Genomic DNA, 19,043 nt, shown 5'->3' with positions numbered 1-19,043 from the left:
CTAGCGGTCGCTGCGCGCCCTGGCAAACGCCGCGGCGAGAGCCGTTGAGGGTTCTGCACCCTTGCTGGCAGCCTTGTGCGTGGCGCTGCCCCGCGCGGCTGATTTTGGCCCGGCGCCTCGCGGTTCCTGCCGCCGCCCGCCCGGTTGGCGTGCAGCGTCCTGCGCCTTGTCGTTGAGGCGCATGCTCAGGGCAATGCGCTTGCGCTCCAGGTCCACTTCCATGACTTTAACTTTCACCACGTCACCGGCCTTTACCACCTCATGCGGATCCTTGATGAAGCGGTCAGCGAGAACCGATATGTGCACGAGGCCGTCCTGGTGGACGCCGACATCCACAAAGGCCCCGAAATTGGTCACGTTGGTCACCGTGCCCTCCAGCACCATGTCTGGCTTCAGGTCGGCGATCTTCTCGACGCCGTCCTGGAAGCTCGCCATGCGGAACTCCGGACGGGGATCGCGCCCCGGTTTGTCCAGTTCACGGAGGATATCGAGTACCGTGGGCAGGCCCACCTGTTCGGTGACGTAGTCGCTGGGCCGCACGCTGCGCAGGAATGCGGAGTCGCCAATCAGGCTGGACAGGGATCGCTGCTGGCGCTCTGCAATGCGCTCGACCAGCGGGTAGGATTCGGGGTGTACGGCGGAGGCATCAAGCGGGTTGCAGCCGTTGTTGATGCGCAGGAAGCCCGCCGCCTGCTCAAAGGTTTTCTCGCCGAAGCGCGGCACCTGCAGGAGGTCTCTGCGGCTGGCGAAGCTGCCGGCCTGGTCGCGCAGTGCCACAATGTTGTTGGCCAGATTCTGGTTCAGGCCCGATACCCGCGCCAGCAGCGGTACCGACGCTGTATTCACGTCCACCCCCACGGCGTTCACACAGTCCTCGACGACGGCGTCCAGCTGGCGTGCCAGCTGGACCTGGCTGACGTCATGTTGGTACTGGCCGACACCGATGGATTTCGGGTCGATTTTCACCAGCTCGGCCAGTGGGTCCTGCAAGCGCCGGGCAATGGACACAGCGCCGCGTATGGTCACGTCGAGGTCGGGGAACTCCCGCGCAGCGAACTCCGAAGCGGAGTAGATGGAGGCGCCGGATTCGTTCACCATGACCTTGCGGCAGTTCAGCTCGGGGTGTTCCTGCAGCAGGTCGCCGACGAACTTGTCAGTTTCCCGGCTGGCGGTACCATTGCCGATGGCGATGAGTTCGACCCCATGCTTCTGTATCAGCCGCAGCAGTTCCGCGCTGGCCTCGCGCGTGCGCTTTTGCGGCGGGTGGGGAAACAGTGCGCCGTGGTCCACCACTTTGCCTGTGGCATCAACAACGGCCAGTTTCACGCCGGTGCGCAGACCCGGATCGAGCCCGATCGTGACATGGGCTCCCGCGGGTGCTGCCAGCAGCAGGTCCTTCAGGTTGCGGGCGAAGACGCCAATCGCTTCCTGCTCGGCACGCTCCCGCAGCTGCGTGAGCAGATCGGTCTGCAGGTGGCTGAGCAGTTTGACCCGCCAGGTCCAGCGCACCGTATCTGCCAGCCAGCGATCAGCGGCGCGTCCGGCGTCGCGAATCGACCAGTGATCCGCGATCATGGCTTCGCAGGGGTGTGCATCTCCCGGCTTTTCTTCCGGGTCGAGCAGCAGGTCGAGCTGCAGGAAACCTTCATTGCGTCCGCGGAACATGGCCAGTGCCCGGTGCGAAGGCGTCGTTGCCAGCGGCTCTGTGTGTTCGAAGTAGTCGCGGAACTTGGCGCCCTCGGCTTCCTTGCCGGGCACCAGGCGGGAAGCGAGCAGGGCGTTCTCCAGCAGGAAGCTGCGCAGGCGCGCCAGCAGGTCGGCATCCTCTGCAAAGCGTTCCATCAGGATCTGTCGCGCACCGTCGAGAGCCGCCTTGATATCGGCAATACCCTGATCCGGGTTCAGGTAGGATTCGGCGAGTGCCTCGGGGCTCTGCTGCGGATCCGCGAGCAGTGCCTCTGCCAGCGGTTCCAGGCCCGCCTCCCGGGCAATCTGCGCCTTGGTGCGGCGCTTGGGTTTGTAGGGCAGGTAGAGGTCTTCGAGCCGGTTTTTGGTGTCGGCCTCCAGCAGTGCCTGTTCCAGCGCCGGGCTGAGCTTGTCCTGTTCAGCAATCGACTTGAGAATGGCTGCGCGGCGCTCGTCCAGTTCCCGCAGGTAGCGCAGGCGTTCATCAAGGTGGCGCATCTGCGTGTCATCCAGCCCGCCCGTGACCTCTTTCCGATAGCGTGAGATGAAGGGCACGGTGGCGCCGTCGTCCAGCAGGCCGATGGCGGCGCTGATCTGGCTTTCGCTGACGGCGAGTTCTTCGGCGATACGCTGGGAAATGCTCTTGCTCATGGTGTCCGGTGCGGTCCTGTAGTGTCGCGGCGCGCCATTATGCGTGACCCCGGCGCCGAAAACGATCTGGTTTTTTTCGTCGTTTTGTGCGTGACTAGCCGGGTGGGGAGAGAGGAAAACCCGATGAAAATCCTGCACATCCTGCGTCACGCCAAGTCCGATTGGGGGGAGCCGGGTCTCGCCGACCACGAGCGGCCACTGAACGCCCGAGGGCTGCGTGACGCACCGCGCATGGGTGCGGCGTTGCAGCGGCAGCTGGCGCCCATGGGTATCCATGCCAGCACGGCGCGGCGCGCGCAGATGACCCTGCAGGGCCTGTGCGCGGGCTGGCCCGGACTGGCCGCAGCATCACATTGCAGTGAACCGGATCTGTACACCTTCAGCGCAACGGACCTGCTGGCCTGGTTACGCGCCCGCCCCGACGAGGCGCAGCTGTTTCTGATCGGGCACAATCCGGGTCTGACCGACCTGGCCAACCAGCTGCTGCCGGCGCTGCGGCTGGCCAACCTGCCGACGGCGGGCTATCTGCGCATGCAGCTGCCTGTGCAGCACTGGGCGTCCGTGGGCGACGTCGCCGGGACCCTGCAGCAGCAGCTGTTCCCCAGGGACCTGCCGCCGGGCGGTTAGCGGCGCCCGTGGGCTGATGCGTAGTCGATGTCGGGGCCGACGGGCACCACGCCGGTTGGATTGATGTTGCGATGCGACGCGTAGTAGTGGGTTTTGATGTGGTCGAAATCCACCGTGTCCGCCACGCCCGGACGCTGGTAGATATCGCGGATGTACCCCGGCAGGTGCCGGTAGTCCTCCAGCCGCTGCCGGTTGCACTTGAAATGCCCGTGGTACACGGCGTCGAAGCGGATCAGTGTGGTGAACAGGCGAATGTCTGCCTCGGTCAGGGTGGTGCCGGTCAGGTACCGCTGATGCGCAAGGTGTGCATCGATGTGGTCAAGCTCCGCGAACAGGGCATGGTAGGCCTCTTCGTAGGCCTGCTGTGTGGTGGCAAAGCCCGCGCGGTATACGCCGTTGTTGATGGCGGGGTAAATGCGCGCATTCCAGTGGTCAATGGCGGCGCGCTCGGACGGGCCATACAGGTCGAGCGTGTTCCCGGTGATGTCATTGAAGGCACTGTTGAACATGCGAATGATGTCAGCGGATTCGTTGCTGACAATGGTATTGCGTTCGCGGTCCCAGAGCACCGGCACCGTTACCCGCCCGGTGTAGGTGGGGTCCGCCCGGGTGTAGACCTGATGGTGGAAGTCGGCGCCGCCCACCCTGTCGCCGGTGCTGCCTGCGTCACGATCGAAGGTCCAGCCGTTCTCCAGCATCAGGGGGCTGACCACCGACACATCAATGAGCGCTTCCAGGCCCTTCAACGCCCGCACGATCAGCGTTCGATGGGCCCAGGGGCAGGCGAGGGATACGTACAGGTGATAGCGCCCGGATGCGGCGGCAAACCCGCTGTCTCCCGTCGCGCCCGCCGCGCCGTCGGCGGTGACCCAGTGCCTGAACCGGGCGCTCTCGCGGACAAAGCGTCCCTCGTTGCTGTCAGTGTCGTACCAGACGTCCTGCCACTGCCCGTTAACCAGCATACCCATCGCACTGCTCCTGTCGTGTCTGTTTCTCAGGAGTGTGAATTCGAAGAACTGCTTTTAAAAGCGCATAATTTTGACAAAATCTTTCTAAAAAATAGAACCAATGTGCCCTTTATGCTGCCGCGGGGCCTTGCCGGCTGAATAGCTCAGCGAGGTAACGCGCGGCGGGGCCGGCACAGTCGGGGTCGGCAACCGTCAGGTACAACGTCGCGTGGCGGCGGGCTCCCTGCTCCAGCGGCAGTGCTTCCAGCTCGCCTGCGTCCAGGGCGGTTGAGATGCGCGTGCGCGGCAGCCAGGCGAAGCCGAGTCCACGACTGACCAGCTCAATGGATGTGGCCACGTGGCTTACGGTCCAGCGCTGCTCCGCGCCGAGCCAGCCGGCGTCGGTGCGCCGGTCCTGGGCGGAGTCGCGAATGACGATTTGTCGCTCCCGCGCAAGATCCTGTAGCGTCAGGGTGCGGCCCAGCGCGTGCAGAGCGTGCCCGCGCGCCGCGACGGCAACGAATTCGGCCTGCATGACGGGCTCGCCGAGGAAGCCCGCGGGAACCGAGCTCGCAATCAGTAACCCGACTTCGCCCCGCAGCAGGCGCTCCTCGCCACCGGAAAGGACAGTCTCGTAAAGCGCTATCCGGGTATTGGGATAGCGATGGGAGAACGCCGCCATCACCTGGGCCAGTTGTGCCGTGGGGTATAACTCATCCACCGCCAGATGAATCTCCGCCTCCGTACCCTGCGCGAGGCTGCTGGCGACGTCCTCCAGCTGGGCTGCCTGTGTCAGCAGCTGGGAGGCACGGCGCAACATTAATGTGCCTGCCTCGGTAAGCTGCGCCTTGCGGCCCACGACTTCCAGCAGTCTGACGCCCAGCTGGTCCTGCAGTTTGTGCACCGCATGATTGATGGTCGACTGGCTCTTGTGGATGGCCGCGGCGGCCTGGGCGAATCCGCCGTGTTCGATCACGGCCTGCAGCATGCGCCACTGTTCAAGTGTTGTGCGGTTCACATCCTGACCTTTCTTTATTATCGAAAGTAACAGGCGAAATAATGCAATTTATTTTCGCAAATAACGAGCTTAATCTGCGCCAACAGCCACCGGGAGCAATGTGTATGAACGATCGTTCGGTACAGGAGATACGCCGGGCCAGGCCTGCCCAGGACGGAGACGGCGTGGCGATTCAGCGGGTGACCGGCATGCGGCATGCGGCGATGGACCCGTTTCTCATGCTCGATGAACTCCGCGCGCAGCGCCGGGAAGATTTGGGGGGCGGTTTCCCGCCGCACCCCCATCGGGGTATGCAAACGCTGACGTACATGAAGCACGGCGGCATTATCCACGAGGACAGCCGGGGCAATCGCGGTGAGATTCGCGATGGCGGCGTGCAGTGGATGTCGGCTGGGCGCGGCATTATCCACTCTGAGATGCCCACCGCGGACACCGAGGGCCTGCACGGCTTTCAGCTCTGGATCAACCTGCCCGCGGCGGAAAAGCTGAGTGAGCCCCGCTACCGGGATATTCCGGCGTCAGCGCTAACGCATGTCGAGGGCGACGGCTACGTCGCTGCCGTGATCGCCGGTGAGTGGCAGCTGGGTGAGTGGCTCGGCCATGGACCCTTGCGGGAACTCGTCCCGCGGGCCGCGCTGGTTGACCTCACGCTGCATCCCCGGGCGACCCTTGCGCTGCTCGTGCCGCCCGGTGATGCCCTGCTGGCCTATGTGTATGCAGGGTCGCTTGACCAGTCGGCCCAGCCCATTACGGCGGGGGAGCTGGCCATTACGACGCACGGGGATCGCTGGTCACTGCGCGCCGGTAGCGCAGGGGCCTCCCTGCTACTGCTGCGTGGGGAGCCGGTTGCCGAACCTGTTGCCCAGTACGGCCCCTTCGTGATGAACACGCAGGCCGAACTTGAGCAGGCGATTCGCGACTACCAGTCGGGCGAGTTCGGCTGATCGCTGGCGGACCATTGTCTGCCGCGGTAACCGACAGGACGGCTGCGTTTATGTGGTGGCGGTGGTACCCTAGCGCTTTGCCATGGGAAAGGATGAGTCATGCTGCGATATCCGGCGCTGTGCCTGATTTTGCTGCTCACGGGGTGTGGTGTAAACCAGCCTCCAGCGCCAGAGCCACCGCAGGAGCAACCCGCCGGGGTGGCATCGCCTGAGGTGGTGGACGCGCCGTTGCAGAGCGCGAGTAGTGAACAGGTCTGCACGGAGCCTCGACCGCAGGTGTGCACGATGGAATACAACCCCGTGTGTGCGCTGCGCGACGGCGGACAGCGCGAGACGCTGTCCTCGCCCTGCAATGCCTGTGCCGATGCGGGCGTGGTCAGCCATACACCGGGAGTGTGCGACAGCGATGCCTGATGTCGTGATCCGGGCGCCAAGCGGCTGGAGGCTCGCCCTGCAATGAGCCTGACCAAGCGCATTCTCCTTGCGATGGTGGCCGGTATTGTCCTCGGTTCCCTGTGCAACCTGTTGTTGCAGAGCAGTGAGCTGGCCGACGTCTGGCGTCGGGTGGTCAATGAGTGGCTGGTGCTTGGCGTTTTCGACGTCGTTGGCCGCATGTTTGTGGCCTCACTGAAACTGCTGGTAGTGCCCCTGGTGCTGGTATCGCTTATCTGTGGCTCGAGCTCTCTGGGCGACAGTGCCCGCATGGGCCCCATCGCGGTGAAAACCATCCTGTTCTACCTGGCGACCACGGCCATCGCCATCAGCATCGCCCTGCTCGCGGCGGTGGCCATCGGCCCGGGTGCCGGCGTGGAAATGGCGGGGGATGCGCAATTTGAGGTGGCCAAGCCACCGCCGCTCACTGATGTGCTGGTGGGCATCGTGCCCTCCAACCCGATCGCCGCCATGGCCGAAGGCAACATGTTACAGGTGATCGTGTTTGCGCTGCTCTTCGGTTACGCCATTTCCCACGCCGGTGAGCCGGGGCGTCGCATCGCCAGCTTTTTTACCGACATGGAAGCGGTGATCATGAAGATGGTGGGCCTGCTCATGGAGCTGGCCCCCTGGGGAGTGTTTGCCCTGCTCGCCAAACTGTTTGCCGAGATGGGCATCAGTGCCATCATGGATCTCGCCGCCTATTTCTTCACGGTCCTCGCGGTGCTGCTGTTCCACGGTCTGGTGACCTACAGCGCCATGCTGGCGACCATCGCCCGGGTGTCTCCGCGAATGATGATGCACAAGATGCGCTCGGTGTGGGCCTTTGCCTTCAGCACCGCCTCCTCGGGTGCCACCTTGCCGATTACCCTGCGTACCGTGGAGCGCCGGCTGGGTGTACACAGTTCCGTTGCCGGGTTTACCGTGCCACTCGGGGCCACGATCAACATGGATGGAACGGCGATCATGCAGGGCGTTGCCACGGTGTTTATCGCCCAGGTGTATGGCGTGGAACTGGGCATGGCGGCGTATCTGACGGTGATTCTTACCGCCACTCTCGCCTCCATCGGCACTGCGGCAGTGCCCGGTGTCGGTCTGGTTACGCTGGCGCTGGTGCTGGAACAGGCCGGTCTGCCGGTTGAGGGGATCGCTCTCATCATCGGTGTCGATCGCCTGCTGGACATGGTGCGCACCGCAGTCAACGTCACTGGCGACGCCACCGTAGCCGTGATTGTGGGTAAAAGTGAAAACCAGCTCGACATGGCGGTCTTTGGTGACCCCCGTGCCGACCTGGAGTCGAACCGGAAGTAAACCATGTCTATTCAGGTGACGATCGTGCCGGTCACGGCCTACCAGCAGAACTGCTCCATCATCAAATGCCTGGACACCGGGCGCGGGGCCCTGGTGGACCCCGGTGGTGATGTCGAACGCCTGTTGCAGGCCGCAGAAAAAATGGGGGCAACACTAGAGAAAATATTGCTGACCCATGGCCATATGGATCACTGCGCTGCAGCGGATGTGTTGCGCCAGCAGCTGGGTGTGCCGATTGAGGGGCCTGAAAAAGAGGACGCGTTCTGGATTGACCGTCTGCCCGAGTGGTGCAGGATGTCAGGCTTTCCGCACGCCGATGCCTTTGTTCCCGACCGCTGGCTGGAGCAGGGTGACACGGTGACAGTGGGCGCGCAGACCCTGCAGGTCTTTCATTGCCCTGGCCATACCCCGGGCCATGTGGTGTTTCTGCACGCGGGACAGCGGGTGGCCTGGGTGGGCGATGTGCTGTTCCAGGGCTCCATCGGGCGCACCGATTTCCCGCGAGGCGATCACGACCAGTTGATTGCCAGCATTCGCGAAACGTTGTTTCCCCTGGGCGACGATATCACCTTTGTCCCCGGCCACGGCCCCACCTCAACGTTCGGCCAGGAGCGTCGCAGCAACCCGTTCGTGTCTGACACACGTTACGGCTGACGGTGGTTCCGCCGACTACTGGATAATCTTGATCCAGTCCCCGGTGCGCGGCTCACCACTGGGATACAGCCCATTCAGCAGCCGCAGCTGTGCTTCCGCATCCGGTAGCCGAATACTGGCAGCGAGGCTGGCCATGGTGGCGCCCCGTGGTACCTGGATATAGCGCACATAACGCTGTTCACCGGCATTGCGTTCCTGTGGATGCAGCGGGCGGAAGCTCTGGATCATTGCCAGCAGGTCGGCGTCCGCGGCTTTGAATTTGTCAGCCTTGCCCTCAAACAGGAATTGCCAGTTGTGATTGATCACCGCCAGGCGCCGTGTCTCTCCGCCGCCACTGGCGAGGGCGCTGTACCCCTGCAGACCCGCCTGCTCAAGGTCCAGGCCATGGCTGATGCCGCCGCTGGCCGCCGCCTCCAGGGCCTGTTGCGGGGTTTGTTGCGGGTCCGGTTTCTGCAGGGTAATGGTGAGGCTGGCGCTGCCATCTGCGGCGCTGGCGACGATCGCGCGGCTGCCACTGCTGACCTGCCAGCCCGGCGGGTAGGCAAAACTGAACGCCAGCTTGTTGTGGTAATAGCGGTTGTCTTCACGTTTTATGCGCGGGCCCCAGGGTAGCCCATCCGTGCGCCGCTGAAACTCGCCGGGTATACTGGGATCCTCTAGCACCTGCCCGGTGTCCAACTCGCTGGCGGCGCGGATCACGGTTTGCAGACGCTGGTCGTTGCGCGGGTGTGTGGCGTAAAGCCCGTGGTAGGTGCCGGCGGGCTTGCCGCCCGCCTTGGCGCGCACGCGCTGATACTGCTCCTGGTCCTTGAGCACGCCAATCACGTTCAACAGTGCGTCGGGCTCATAGCCGCTCAGGTACATATAACGCGCCCCCAGACCGTCCGCCTCCAGTTCGTGCTCCCGGCCGTAGCCACGAACCAGCTCGGTGCCGTACATGCCCGCGGAGTCCATGATGTCCCGGCTGCCGGTGAGCACACCGGCGGTGACTGCCAGCACCTGTGTGGTGAGTGATCCGGCGCGCTGGCGGGCGGCGTGCCGCGCCGTAACGTGGGCGATCTCATGGCCGAGCACGCCGGCCAGTTCGGCTTCGGAGTCGAGGTAGGCGAGCAGTCCGCGGTGGATATAGACATAGCCGCCCGGTGTTGCGAAGGCATTCAGGTCCGGGCTGTCGATGACGGTGAAGGTGAAGGGCAGGTCTGGCCGGTCGCTGTTGGCGACCAGGCGCTGACCGACACGGTTCACGTAGTCCTGCAGCTCCCGGTCATCGTAGATTGCACCCTCTTTCTGGATCTCGGCGTACATCTCCTGCCCGATCTTCGCTTCCTTGGATTCACTCATGACCACCACGCTGGCACCACCGGTTGCGGGGTTGCCGGCGCAGCCGGTGAGCGCGGCGAGCAGTGCAAGGCCCAGCGCGGCGTGACGTATGAGTGCGGTCATCATGGGCGGCTCCTAGGGTGTGTGCGAGAGGAACTCCAGCAGCTGGTCGCCCACGCTGTCGCAGGCAGTGCCCTGAACCGGAGCGATAATGGGAATCGGCAGCACCACGGCGGGCATATAGGACTGGCCACTGGCCGTGGCGCTGATGCGGCCGACCTCGGCGCGCTGAGTAAAATCCCAGATGGTGGCTTCGTAGCTGGCGTCGTCAGACCAGGTGCCGAAGCCGAAGCAGCCAGCGCCGCCCGGACCGATACCGCAGGTCATGGAACCCGCTGAGTCGCCCCGTACCGTGCTGCCGTCAATCCAGATCATGTACCGCGTCTGCAGGGCCGCAAACTTTTCGGCCACATCGCGGTGCTCGAAGAGTTTTTCCAGATCCGAGGGGCGCAGGGGCGCGGTGCGCGGTTCGAACCATGGGTAGAGAGCATTGAGAAACTCCAGTTCATCGATCACGCGAATCGAGGGGTCGCGTGCTTCGATATGCCCGCCGACACAGCTGATAAAGCCCGGTTCAGTCTCGTAGTCGCTGGCGTGGCGGCGACCGAGAATCACCACCGAAGCGTTACCGATACCGGCCGTCGGTGAATTGAATACCATCTGGTCCACGGTGGCGTTCACGCAGCCGGTCAACCAGGGCAGGAGCACGGCACCCATCAGCAGGAGACGCAGGCTCACGGTAGCACCTGGGCCTGGCCGCCAGCACGGGGCAGGCTGTTGAGCCAGGCCTCAACCTGCGGCACACGGGTAAAGGTGGTGGCGAAATGCGCACCTGCATCGCGCAGGGCGACGATGGCGGCCAGCCGTACGGCACCTTCATCGCTCTGCATGAACGCTGTGGGGGTTTTGCCATACGCCGGCATGGTCCATTCCGCAATGGGGTCTCCGCCCATAGTGACCAGTTGGAAACGGTAGCGCATCCAGATCTCGTAGACCTTGACGTTGGTGTGCGCCGGGATGGCGTACTGTAATTCATCGACCGAGGGCAGCAGGACGGCATCCACCAGCGGATTCATCTGCCCCGGCCCCGGTTTGCCGTTCATGAACACCACCTGGCGGAACATGCCCCTGAGCAGGGTGTGCCACAGTTCCACCTGTGCCTGGCCGGTATTCACCAGCCAGCTGGATTCTGCCCGTCCGCTGGCCTCGTCGAAGAACTCGTGATTGGCGAAGTCGTCGTCGTACCAGATGCCCAGCGTCAACGGCAGCGGGTTCATCACCGGGTCGGGGAACTCGCTCTCGACAACCACCTGTTTGGTGCCGCAGCCCGCGAGCAGGCAGGCGAGCACCAGCGCCGCGAGCCAGAGGCCGCGCTCAGGGGCGGTAGTCATTGAGCCCGACAAAGGTGCCTCCATTGCGATACGTCATCTCTCTCATCAGCGCCGCGAAGCGGTGTGCGGTGTTCTGCTGGGCGGGCGCCTGTGAATAGAGTACGGGAAAACCCACGGCATGGATGCGTATCAGGCGCTGGTCACCGCTGTCGCGGTTGAGCCGGTCAACGGTGGTAAGCACCTGGCTGATCGAGTTGCCGGTAAAGTCGTCGCCGAACACGTAGATGCTAATGCGTTTCTTCCCATCGTAAAAGCTGCGAATGGCCTGGGTGATGCCCTCCACCGGGCTCGAGTTGCTGAACACGTTCCAGTTGCGCAGATTCTGGATGATCGCCGTGCGCCGCGCGGCGGTATCCGGTATCCACTGGCCGCGATAGCGGCTGAACATGTAGTCACCCATATCGTTCATCACCTGGATACCCTTCACCTCCGGGTAGATACTCAGCACGGACTCGACCTCTCTCAGCACTCGCTCCCAGGCGTAATAGAACATGGAGCCGGACGTGTCGATAACAAAGATGATGTACTCGCTGTCGACCGGTATGCCGCCAATATAATTGTTTTTTGCCTGCGACTGCTGGGCCTGCAGGCGCTTCTGTTCCTCGGTGAGCGACTGGCGTGCAATGGCCAGCTGCTCGGCGATCACATCACTGGTGCTGGCGTTGACCTGCAGGCTGTCGTGGCGGGAGCGCGTGCTGGCCAGTTGTGCCTGGAGAATGGCGATGCGCTCGCGGTAGGCCGACAGCTGTTCCTGGCGCGCGTTCAGGTCGCGGTTGAGGATGCGCGTTTCGCCCCGTATCTCGAACACTTGCTCCTGCAGCTCGGCAACCTTGCCCTGCAGGTTGACGGTGGACGCCTCTATGATTTGCGGCTGCACCGTTTTGGTAATCATCAACAGCAGGATCACGGCGCCAAAGCCACAGCAGATGACGTCGAGAAACGACAGCGAGAATTCTTCGGTGGTGCGTCGCTTGCGCATGTCGACTCCTAGGGCCAGTCCCGCGAGGGCGTCATGAAGCTGCCACGGGTCGCCTGGGCAAGTTGCCAGAACGCCGAAGCCGCCATCGGGTCCCCCTCCATCGGCGCAAGAATGATATTCACGGGCACGTTCCGTGGCAGCCGCCGCAGCGCCTGCTGATAGAGGTCCAGGCGCTGTTTGCCGCTGACGGTGCTGCCACGCGGCGCCGTGGTGCCCTGGGTCGGCAGGCCGTCCGTAATCAGGAATATGTTATCGGCTGCCGGGCTCAACCGCCCCAGGGCGATGAAGGCATTTTCCAGGCTGGTGCCGCCGCTGGGCAGGATGCTGCGCAGGGCGCGTGTGGCGGATTCCAGCTGCGGCTGATTGGCAACCTCCAGCCACTTGCCGGCGGTTTCCGGCAGCGCAAAGCCGGCCTCCGAATTGAAGGTAATGATCTGGTAGCTGCTGCCGACCGGCAGCTGGGCCGTCAGCCAGTCAACGGTGCTCAGTGCGCGGCTCCACTTCTCCGCTACACGTTGTATTTCGGCACCCATATTGCGCAGGCGGATAATATTGACCAGGCGATCAGCCAGCATGCTGGATGAAACATCCAGCAGGATCACGATATGCCGCCCGCCCAGATTGAGCCCGGTCAGGTACTGGCGGTTGCCGTCGCCGCTGGTGTCCTCGGTGGATTCCCGCAGGCGCTGCACTTCGGCCTCCAGTGCCTGAATCTGGGATTTGAGCCGCTCCAGGTCGGGGCTGCTGCTGGTGGCATCGCGCAGGCCCGCGATCAGCGCTTCATACTCGTCGATCTCCTCTGTCACCCGTGTGGCCCTGCCCTGGGCCTCCACCATCTGCTGGTCGATGTCACTCAGGGCGTTGCGCAGTTTCACCAGCCCGGCTTCGCCGTCGGCGATATCCTCCTCCAGCAGGTTGACTTCCGAGAGCAGGTCGCGGTTCAGCTCGCGCGATTGCACTTCTATGGAGTGGTCAATGATCAGAAAAACCAGCACGACTGCGCCGAAGCCGCAGGACATGATGTCCAGAAAGCTCAGGTTGAAGGTGGTAAAGCCGCGCTTGCGCCTTGCCATGCTGAGCCTCGCCTACTCGCTGACCCGGATCAGCAGGGCCTCGGTGCCGTCCGCCAGTTGCAGGCGATCCCCGCTCGCAACGCAGTCCCCGTCGTGACACGGCCCGTTGTTGACCGTCAATTCCCCCGCATCCGGCCCTGCATGCAGCCGCCAGCCACCAGCGGCATCCGCCACCAGGGACCAGCCTGCGCCCAGTGAGGTGCCATCAACCCGCAGTGCGCGGGCCTCGGCATGACGCAGCAGGTGCGTTGCGCGGGGCAGCGGCTTCGGCGCCGCCGGCTCTGGCGCAGTGTTGGCCGCTGCGCCTGCCGCGGCGGGCAGGCGCTCGACAAAGACCAGGGCTTCGGCGCGCTGCAGCAGGCGCGGCTCGTGCAGGGCCAGTGCACGCTGCATATCGCCGTCCTGCAACACGATCGCCGCCAGGCGTGACCGCAGCTCTGGCAGGAGGGCAGCCACAGGATCCAGCATCAGTGTCGGTGGGTGTTCGCGGGGCAGGTTGCCGGTGACCGCGTCGAGCAGGGTGCGGCTGGCGGCCTGCAGGTCATGGCGCGTCAGTCGCGCGTGGTAGCCGTTCACGCTCAGGCTGGTCTCGGCGGCGTCGCGCAGGGTGCGCAGGGTGCCGGGCAGGGCATTGTAAAGCTGCTGCTCGGTTTCCGCACGGCGGCGGGGATCGAATCGGGTCTGGCGAATGAACGCGCTGGCCGCTGCCTCGACCACCCGCTCCTGCAGCGCCAGCAGCCCGCAGCCGGGCAGTGGCGTTACCTTGTGCAGGAGGACCTCCGTCCCGTCGCGACGTACTTCGCTGAGCAGCGCCTGATGCAGCTGGATCTCCAGGTGGAACAGGGTGGTCTCCGGAGGGTGAAGACTGGCCAGGGCGACACTGCGGTTGACCAGGCCCACCGCCGCAAACGGGCACTGCTGGATAATCCCCAAAAGCAGCGCGACCTGTTCCTTGCGCATGCTGCCTGGCGCGGCCAGCAACAGCTCATCCGGTGCACCGGCCTCCCGGTGCAGCGCCTGCAGATGGGCGTGGACCAGGTCGGCGGTGTGTCTGGCCGGTCCCAGCGCGGGCTGCAGTGCGTCGGTATTGAGTTGCCACCAGTAGCGCGTGGAAATGTCACGCGGCCGCAGCCGTGCTGCCGCGCGCGCATCCTGCCCGAACCGGTACTGCCCGGCGTCCAGCAGGGCATAGCCGGGGCTGCTCAGGTGCAGGTCACCGTGCCAGATCTGCAGGTTACTGTCGTGAATGTCGAGCCAGGCGACCGGCATATCAGTGAGCCACCAGATGGCGCAGCAGTCGCTTGTCGGCGTAGCGCTGGCAGTCCAGCACCAGTTTCTCCTGCGACTGTTGCAGCTGGTGCAGGCAGAACATGATGATGATGCTCAGCACCAGCGCGACGAACGTGCTGTTGAAGGCGACGCCGAGGCTCACCGTGACACCGGAAATATCGCCCTCGACGGCCTTGTAGGCCTGCGCGAGTGCATCGCCGATGCCGCGCACCGTCCCGATGAAGCCGATGGAGGGAATTGCCCAGGCAATGTAGCGCACCATCGACAGTTCCGAGTCGAGCCGATCGGACTCCACTTCGCACTCCTCCTTGATGGTGTTGGACACCGCCTGGATGCTGCCCGTGGTGGCGAAACGCTGCAGTGCGCTTAACAGCGTGCGCGGCAGCAGATAGTCCTGCTCCGCGGCGGGAAGCGCCTCCAGTGAACGGCTGTACTCGCGCGCATCCTCCGGCAGCAGGGTGGTGCCATCGGGGATATCGAGCAGTGCACGTTCCAGCAGCGCCTGTTCGCGCAGGGTACTGCGGCCCTTGTAGGCCATGATGGCCAGGGCCCACAACAGCAGAATGAAGCAGGCTTCCTGCTCGAAGTCCCGTATGACAACCGCCAGGCTGCGCTCTGGCACGATGTCCTCACCGGCGGCCTGCAGCGCCATCTGCTCCTGCAGCTGTGCGTCCGCGCTGGGTCGGATCACGCCGACATACAGGCCGTGCACAACGATGATGGCAATCAGCAGTGCGAAGAGCTGGAAGGTGAATTCCGGGGATAACTTGATTTTCATGGTGGTGTCCTAGATATCCACGGGGAATGAGACGGAAAGGTCTTCCGAGATCTGCTCGGAGGCTTCGTACTCCAGCGGCGATCCCGGGGGGGGTGTTGTGCCTGCGCTGCCTGTCGCTGCGGGTTCAGGGGGCTGCGGTGTCGTCGCTTCGCTGGCTTGCGCACCGGCGTCGTCCGCTGTGTCCTGGCCCGCGGCCGGGTGCGCGGTGGCCCAGCCAACCAGCAGCAGACAGGTCAGCAGTGTAGTGCGTGTTCCGCTCAGCATGGTCGGCCTACTCCGCATAGCGCGCGATCCGGAATCCTACGTCATCGCGCCCCGCTTGCCCATAATCGCGAAACGGGAGCCGCAGTTCCGACATCCTGCTCATGGCCCAGCTGGCGCCGCGTATGACGTAGTTGTCACCACTCTGCGGGCCCAGAGGATCCGTTTCCGCCGGCGCGTTTGCGGCGGGAATCTGGTAGACATCGTGCACCCACTCGGCGACGTTGCCGCCCAGGTCGTGCAGGCCGTGGTGATTCGCGGGAAAGCTGGCAACAGTGGCGCTCACCACCTGACCGTCGTTGTACCCGTTCACGGTCCTGCCGGTCACATAGGCCGAGCTGCTGTCGGCATAGTTTTCGAGGACTGCAGTGGGTGGGAACGTGTCGCCCCAGGGGAAGGTGAGCCGTGTTTCCCCTTTAACGCGCGCGACCCAGGCCCACTCGGCCTCCGTGGGCAGGCGGTAACCCGTTGCCGCGGGATTGAAGCCGGTGACAATGCCCTGGTTCTGCGTGTAGAACGGCGGCAGGCCTTCGCGTTGGCTCAGCCAGTTGCAGAACTGAGCGGCCTGCTGCCAGCTCACCTGAGCGACGGGCTGGTGTTCGCGGTTCAGGCTGTTGCCTTCGATCTGGCCCGAGTTGTGGCTCGCCAGGAACTGCCTGAACTGGGCGTTGGTCACCTCTGTGGTCTGCAGGTAGAACATACGGCGCAGCGTGACCGGGCGCAGAACCTCGTTGGCGCGGCGCCCGGGCTCGCGGCGCGAGGCACCCAGGGTAAAGCTGTCCGGGCCATGTTCGCCGGGGATAAACAGGCGCAGCGTTTGCCCCAGCGCTGAAGTGACCTCTGGCTGCAGCTGTGCTACCCGGGCTTCCTGCTCGGTCTGCAGGGCAACTTCAAAGCGCTGCTCCAGCCCCTGCCGCGGGGTAATACGCCGGGACTCGCTGCGATGCCCCGGCAGACTGATTTCCACGCGGTGTTCAACAGTCGGCAGTGACAGGGACTGGTTGCCACGCCCGACCAGGCGACCGTTGACGCGTACTTCCGCCTCGGGCGGACGCACCCGCAGATCGATTTCGCCCAGCTGGGCGGCCAGCGTGATGGCCTTGCGCCCCGTGGCGCCGGCGGCCAGCTGGACGGTTTCACTGTGGCGTCGGTATCCCGGCCGGGTCAGCATCAGCCGTTGCGGTTTGTCCGGAACAAGGTTCAAGGTGAGCGGCGTCTGGCCCTGGAAATCGCCATCCAGGGTGACATTGGCACCGCTGGGCGTGCTGGCAAGTTCCAGCAGTCCGGCAGCGGGTTGCAGGGTGACGGTGCCCAGCTCGAGGTCGGCGCCCGCCTTTGCCACCAGCGTTTGTTCCCAGGGGGCATAGCCGGGCAGCCGCAGCTGCAGTTGCCGCTCGCCCTGCATGACTTCGACCGAGGCGGGGGTCGTCGCCACCGGCTCGCCGTCGAGGAGCACGTCGGCGCCGGCCGGCTCGCTGTTGATCGACGCCACGGCCCAGGCCGGTGACAGGCGGTACTCGAAGGTCTCCTCGCGGTCGCGGCCGGCGACCTGCAGCGTCTCGTCCAGTGGCAGGTAGCGTGGGTGGCGCAGTTGCAGCGTGTGTGTGCCGGCAGCCAGCTCCAGTGCAGCCAGGGGTGTACTGCCGGCCTGTTCGCCGTCAATGGTTACGGTTGCCCCCTCCGGCTCTGCCAGCAGAGTGACCCGCCCCGGGCGCGGCTGCAGGGAAAAGGGCCAGCGCTGGCTGGCGGCATCGCCGACGGTGATGCTGGTCTCGAGCGGAACGTAACCGGGTGCGCTGACTTGCAGTGCATAGACACCGGGCAGCATCAGGTAGCGGCCCCCCAGCGGCAGGTGGAAGCCGCCCAGGTCGATGTCGGCGGGGGCGCTGGACTCTACGCTGATTTCCACTGAACGTGCGGTAAACAGGAACGCCATGACCAGCGCGAACAGCAGGATGACTGCCGGTAGCAGCCAGCGCCGCCAGCCCCATCCACCCTTCGTTTCGGGCTGCTGCCCCTGATTCAGAGGCTCGAAGCTGCTCGGTGTGATGGCCTGCGTCGTGTCGCGGTCAGTGCTCATTCAAACAGGGTCCGTGCAGGCGATAAAAATGGGTTCCGGTGGACTGCCGGGAGTCACCGTGAACGTCTTGCGTACATCACGGTAGCCATCGCGGGTGCCGACCGCCGTGTAGGTGCCAGGGCGCAGCGCCAGGCTGTGTTCGCCGAACTGTCCCAGCCGTGCCACGCGCTGTACCAGCACCGCGGTGAGCTGATCCGAGCGCAGCGTGACGATGACCGGGGTGCTGGCCCGTTCCAGCAGCTGCGTCAGCTGTTCGATCTGGTTGCCGAGCAGCGTCCCCTGAGGTGTCACCGTACGGGCCTGTGCCAGTACCTGTTCCAGGCTTCTGGCAACCGCCGGATCGGACAGCCGCTCGGGTGCGGCCAGTGCCTCGCGCAGCTGGCTGTCCAGCCGCGCCCGGGGTTGCGCACGTGCCAGGCCCTCCTGGGCAAAGACCAGGGTTGGATCCACCGCGAGGGCTTCCTCATAACCGGCGACGGCGTCGCCCCAGGCCTCTTGGGCCTCGAGTTCCTGCGCCTTGCGTCGCAGCTTGCCGAGACGGTCGGCAGTCTGTGTGGCGCGCAGCTCCGTCAATGCGGCTTCGGTTTCCGGGCTGTCAGGTTGCAGCGAACGGGCCTTGGCGAAGGCGCTCGCCGCGGCGTCAAAACGACCGTCATCAAGCGCAGCATAGCCCTCACTCATCGCGCTCTGGTAGCGCTGCTCCGTGTGCGCGGCCTGCACGCGCTCGAGTGCGTTCGCCGCGCGGCGGCTTGCCGGATCGAGTTGTGTGGCAGCGCGCAGTGTGGCCTCCGCGCCCGCCAGGTCGCCGTCGCGCTCCAGCGCCAGCGCTGTGTCGAGCTTGTCCTGCAGTGCGGTCATCACGGCAGCCCTCTGGCGCAGCGCCTCCAGCGCAGAATCGGCCGGTGCAAGCAGCTCCGCCGTCTCCAGTGCGGGTTGCAGCGCATCTGCATCGCCCCGCTCCAGCGCATCCTCCGCCGCCGTCAGTGCGCCTTGCAGAATATCCGGAATACGTGTTTCCAGCGCCTGAAGCTGTGCCAGACTGTCCCGGTACTGCTCGGTCGCGTCTGAAAACTCGCGGGCCTGATAGTGCGTATCGCCGCGTGTGGCGGCCGCTTTGGCGTTGTCCAGCGCGGGGCCCGCCCAGGACGCCGCTCCCCGCTCCTCCAGTGTGAACTGCAGTTCCACCAGCTGTGCCAGTACTTCCTGCGCTTCCTGCCTCAGGCGGGCCTGCCGGGCATCAGACCAGGGGCTGGCCGCCGGCTCCGGCGCGGGCGGCGCGGCTGCCGCGGGCGGTGCGCCGGAGGCAGCTGGCGGCTTGCCATCGACAGCCAGCCGGGCCGCTGACTTGTCATCGCCCAGCTGGCCCGGCAGCCAGAACACCACGGCCAGCGCCAGTATCACCAGCAACAGCAGCGCGGGGACCAGCCAGCGTGACTGGCCGCTGGTACTCGCAGGGGCAGCAGCCATACCGGGCGTGGGCTCGGCGACGCTGAAGGGTATCGGTTTGACGGGATCGCTGGGTCTGGTCATGCAGAGTCTGG

The 19,043-nt window shown here is 64.8% G+C and carries 18 protein-coding genes; 5 read left to right on the top strand and 13 right to left on the bottom strand.

Annotation, left to right across the window (positions count from 1 at the left end):
* Positions 1-2,337: a Tex family protein gene (locus R3E49_RS03940; protein ID WP_371293860.1), complete on the bottom strand. Its 2,337-nt coding sequence runs from the start codon at positions 2,335-2,337 to the stop codon at positions 1-3.
* 123 nt (positions 2,338-2,460) lie between these two features.
* On the opposite strand from R3E49_RS03940, the gene R3E49_RS03935 reads away from it, so the two are divergent.
* Positions 2,461-2,964 carry a histidine phosphatase family protein gene (locus R3E49_RS03935; protein ID WP_371293859.1) on the top strand — a complete coding sequence of 168 codons (504 nt, stop codon included), beginning with the start codon at positions 2,461-2,463 and terminating at the stop codon, positions 2,962-2,964.
* Here the strand turns inward: R3E49_RS03935 and R3E49_RS03930 are convergent.
* Both R3E49_RS03930 and R3E49_RS03925 read right to left on the bottom strand, forming a co-directional pair.
* Positions 2,961-3,932 carry a glutathione S-transferase family protein gene (locus R3E49_RS03930; protein ID WP_371293858.1) on the bottom strand — a complete coding sequence of 324 codons (972 nt, stop codon included), beginning with the start codon at positions 3,930-3,932 and terminating at the stop codon, positions 2,961-2,963. The genes R3E49_RS03935 and R3E49_RS03930 overlap by 4 nt on opposite strands.
* Positions 3,933-4,041: 109 nt before the next feature.
* Positions 4,042-4,929 (bottom strand): LysR family transcriptional regulator, encoded by an 888-nt coding sequence (locus R3E49_RS03925; protein ID WP_371293857.1) that lies wholly within the window; start codon positions 4,927-4,929, stop codon positions 4,042-4,044.
* 104 nt (positions 4,930-5,033) lie between these two features.
* On the opposite strand from R3E49_RS03925, the gene R3E49_RS03920 reads away from it, so the two are divergent.
* The 4 genes from R3E49_RS03920 (at position 5,034) to R3E49_RS03905 (ending at position 8,270) form a co-directional block, all read left to right on the top strand.
* The gene (locus R3E49_RS03920) at positions 5,034-5,873 is read left to right on the top strand and encodes a pirin family protein (protein ID WP_371293856.1); all 840 of its coding nucleotides are present in this window, start codon (positions 5,034-5,036) and stop codon (positions 5,871-5,873) included.
* A 99-nt stretch (positions 5,874-5,972) separates the two neighbouring features.
* Positions 5,973-6,287: a hypothetical protein gene (locus R3E49_RS03915; protein ID WP_371293855.1), complete on the top strand. Its 315-nt coding sequence runs from the start codon at positions 5,973-5,975 to the stop codon at positions 6,285-6,287.
* Between the two features lie 42 nt (positions 6,288-6,329).
* Positions 6,330-7,616, top strand: a complete 1,287-nt coding sequence (locus tag R3E49_RS03910) for a dicarboxylate/amino acid:cation symporter (protein ID WP_371293854.1) — start codon at positions 6,330-6,332, stop codon at positions 7,614-7,616.
* A 3-nt stretch (positions 7,617-7,619) separates the two neighbouring features.
* Positions 7,620-8,270 carry an MBL fold metallo-hydrolase gene (locus R3E49_RS03905; RefSeq protein ID WP_371293853.1) on the top strand — a complete coding sequence of 217 codons (651 nt, stop codon included), beginning with the start codon at positions 7,620-7,622 and terminating at the stop codon, positions 8,268-8,270.
* A 15-nt stretch (positions 8,271-8,285) separates the two neighbouring features.
* On the opposite strand, the gene R3E49_RS03900 is transcribed toward R3E49_RS03905, so the two are convergent.
* The 10 genes from R3E49_RS03900 to R3E49_RS03855 are packed head-to-tail and all read right to left on the bottom strand — an operon-like array spanning position 8,286 to position 19,032.
* Complete coding sequence (locus tag R3E49_RS03900) at positions 8,286-9,716, bottom strand: M48 family metalloprotease (RefSeq protein WP_371293852.1); 1,431 nt, start codon at positions 9,714-9,716, stop codon at positions 8,286-8,288.
* Positions 9,717-9,725: 9 nt separating this feature from the next.
* Positions 9,726-10,388: a hypothetical protein gene (locus R3E49_RS03895; protein WP_371293851.1), complete on the bottom strand. Its 663-nt coding sequence runs from the start codon at positions 10,386-10,388 to the stop codon at positions 9,726-9,728.
* Positions 10,385-11,041 carry a hypothetical protein gene (locus R3E49_RS03890; RefSeq protein WP_371293850.1) on the bottom strand — a complete coding sequence of 219 codons (657 nt, stop codon included), beginning with the start codon at positions 11,039-11,041 and terminating at the stop codon, positions 10,385-10,387. Before R3E49_RS03890 ends, R3E49_RS03895 begins: the two co-directional genes overlap by 4 nt.
* Positions 11,025-12,020 (bottom strand): vWA domain-containing protein, encoded by a 996-nt coding sequence (locus tag R3E49_RS03885; protein WP_290746566.1) that lies wholly within the window; start codon positions 12,018-12,020, stop codon positions 11,025-11,027. The genes R3E49_RS03890 and R3E49_RS03885 overlap by 17 nt, the downstream gene beginning before the upstream one ends.
* An 8-nt stretch (positions 12,021-12,028) precedes the next feature.
* Positions 12,029-13,093 (bottom strand): VWA domain-containing protein, encoded by a 1,065-nt coding sequence (locus R3E49_RS03880; RefSeq protein ID WP_371293849.1) that lies wholly within the window; start codon positions 13,091-13,093, stop codon positions 12,029-12,031.
* Between the two features lie 12 nt (positions 13,094-13,105).
* Positions 13,106-14,362 (bottom strand): hypothetical protein, encoded by a 1,257-nt coding sequence (locus R3E49_RS03875; protein ID WP_371293848.1) that lies wholly within the window; start codon positions 14,360-14,362, stop codon positions 13,106-13,108.
* A 1-nt stretch (position 14,363) separates the two neighbouring features.
* Positions 14,364-15,161, bottom strand: coding sequence for a MotA/TolQ/ExbB proton channel family protein (locus R3E49_RS03870; protein WP_290746558.1), 798 nt, complete (start codon positions 15,159-15,161; stop codon positions 14,364-14,366).
* A 9-nt stretch (positions 15,162-15,170) separates the two neighbouring features.
* Entirely contained in the window at positions 15,171-15,425 is a 255-nt protein-coding gene (locus tag R3E49_RS03865) for a hypothetical protein (protein ID WP_371293847.1), read from the bottom strand.
* Between the two features lie 7 nt (positions 15,426-15,432).
* Entirely contained in the window at positions 15,433-17,502 is a 2,070-nt protein-coding gene (locus R3E49_RS03860) for a PEGA domain-containing protein (RefSeq protein ID WP_371293846.1), read from the bottom strand.
* A complete protein-coding gene (locus R3E49_RS03855; RefSeq protein WP_371293845.1) occupies positions 17,503-19,032 on the bottom strand; it encodes a hypothetical protein in 1,530 nt (509 codons plus the stop codon). It abuts the gene before it with no gap.
* Between the last annotated feature and the right edge of the window lie 11 nt (positions 19,033-19,043).

Origin of the sequence: Haliea sp., assembly GCF_041395985.1 — a bacterium.
Classification (GTDB): Bacteria; Pseudomonadota; Gammaproteobacteria; order Pseudomonadales; family Halieaceae; genus Haliea.
Note: the sequence above shows the minus strand (reverse complement) of the source record. Positions and strands in the feature narration are given on the sequence as shown.

Excerpts from the sequence above, each read along its gene's own strand:
- R3E49_RS03940 (WP_371293860.1), bottom strand. The coding sequence starts at position 2,337 with ATGAGCAAGAGCATTTCCCAGCGTATCGCCGAAGAACTCGCCGTCAGC.
- R3E49_RS03935 (WP_371293859.1), top strand. The coding sequence starts at position 2,461 with ATGAAAATCCTGCACATCCTGCGTCACGCCAAGTCCGATTGGGGGGAG.
- R3E49_RS03930 (WP_371293858.1), bottom strand. The coding sequence starts at position 3,932 with ATGGGTATGCTGGTTAACGGGCAGTGGCAGGACGTCTGGTACGACACT.
- R3E49_RS03920 (WP_371293856.1), top strand. The coding sequence starts at position 5,034 with ATGAACGATCGTTCGGTACAGGAGATACGCCGGGCCAGGCCTGCCCAG.
- R3E49_RS03915 (WP_371293855.1), top strand. The coding sequence starts at position 5,973 with ATGCTGCGATATCCGGCGCTGTGCCTGATTTTGCTGCTCACGGGGTGT.
- R3E49_RS03910 (WP_371293854.1), top strand. The coding sequence starts at position 6,330 with ATGAGCCTGACCAAGCGCATTCTCCTTGCGATGGTGGCCGGTATTGTC.
- R3E49_RS03905 (WP_371293853.1), top strand. The coding sequence starts at position 7,620 with ATGTCTATTCAGGTGACGATCGTGCCGGTCACGGCCTACCAGCAGAAC.
- R3E49_RS03900 (WP_371293852.1), bottom strand. The coding sequence starts at position 9,716 with ATGATGACCGCACTCATACGTCACGCCGCGCTGGGCCTTGCACTGCTC.
- R3E49_RS03890 (WP_371293850.1), bottom strand. The coding sequence starts at position 11,041 with ATGACTACCGCCCCTGAGCGCGGCCTCTGGCTCGCGGCGCTGGTGCTC.
- R3E49_RS03885 (WP_290746566.1), bottom strand. The coding sequence starts at position 12,020 with ATGCGCAAGCGACGCACCACCGAAGAATTCTCGCTGTCGTTTCTCGAC.
- R3E49_RS03880 (WP_371293849.1), bottom strand. The coding sequence starts at position 13,093 with ATGGCAAGGCGCAAGCGCGGCTTTACCACCTTCAACCTGAGCTTTCTG.
- R3E49_RS03875 (WP_371293848.1), bottom strand. The coding sequence starts at position 14,362 with ATGCCGGTCGCCTGGCTCGACATTCACGACAGTAACCTGCAGATCTGG.
- R3E49_RS03870 (WP_290746558.1), bottom strand. The coding sequence starts at position 15,161 with ATGAAAATCAAGTTATCCCCGGAATTCACCTTCCAGCTCTTCGCACTG.
- R3E49_RS03865 (WP_371293847.1), bottom strand. The coding sequence starts at position 15,425 with ATGCTGAGCGGAACACGCACTACACTGCTGACCTGTCTGCTGCTGGTT.
- R3E49_RS03860 (WP_371293846.1), bottom strand. The coding sequence starts at position 17,502 with ATGAGCACTGACCGCGACACGACGCAGGCCATCACACCGAGCAGCTTC.
- R3E49_RS03855 (WP_371293845.1), bottom strand. The coding sequence starts at position 19,032 with ATGACCAGACCCAGCGATCCCGTCAAACCGATACCCTTCAGCGTCGCC.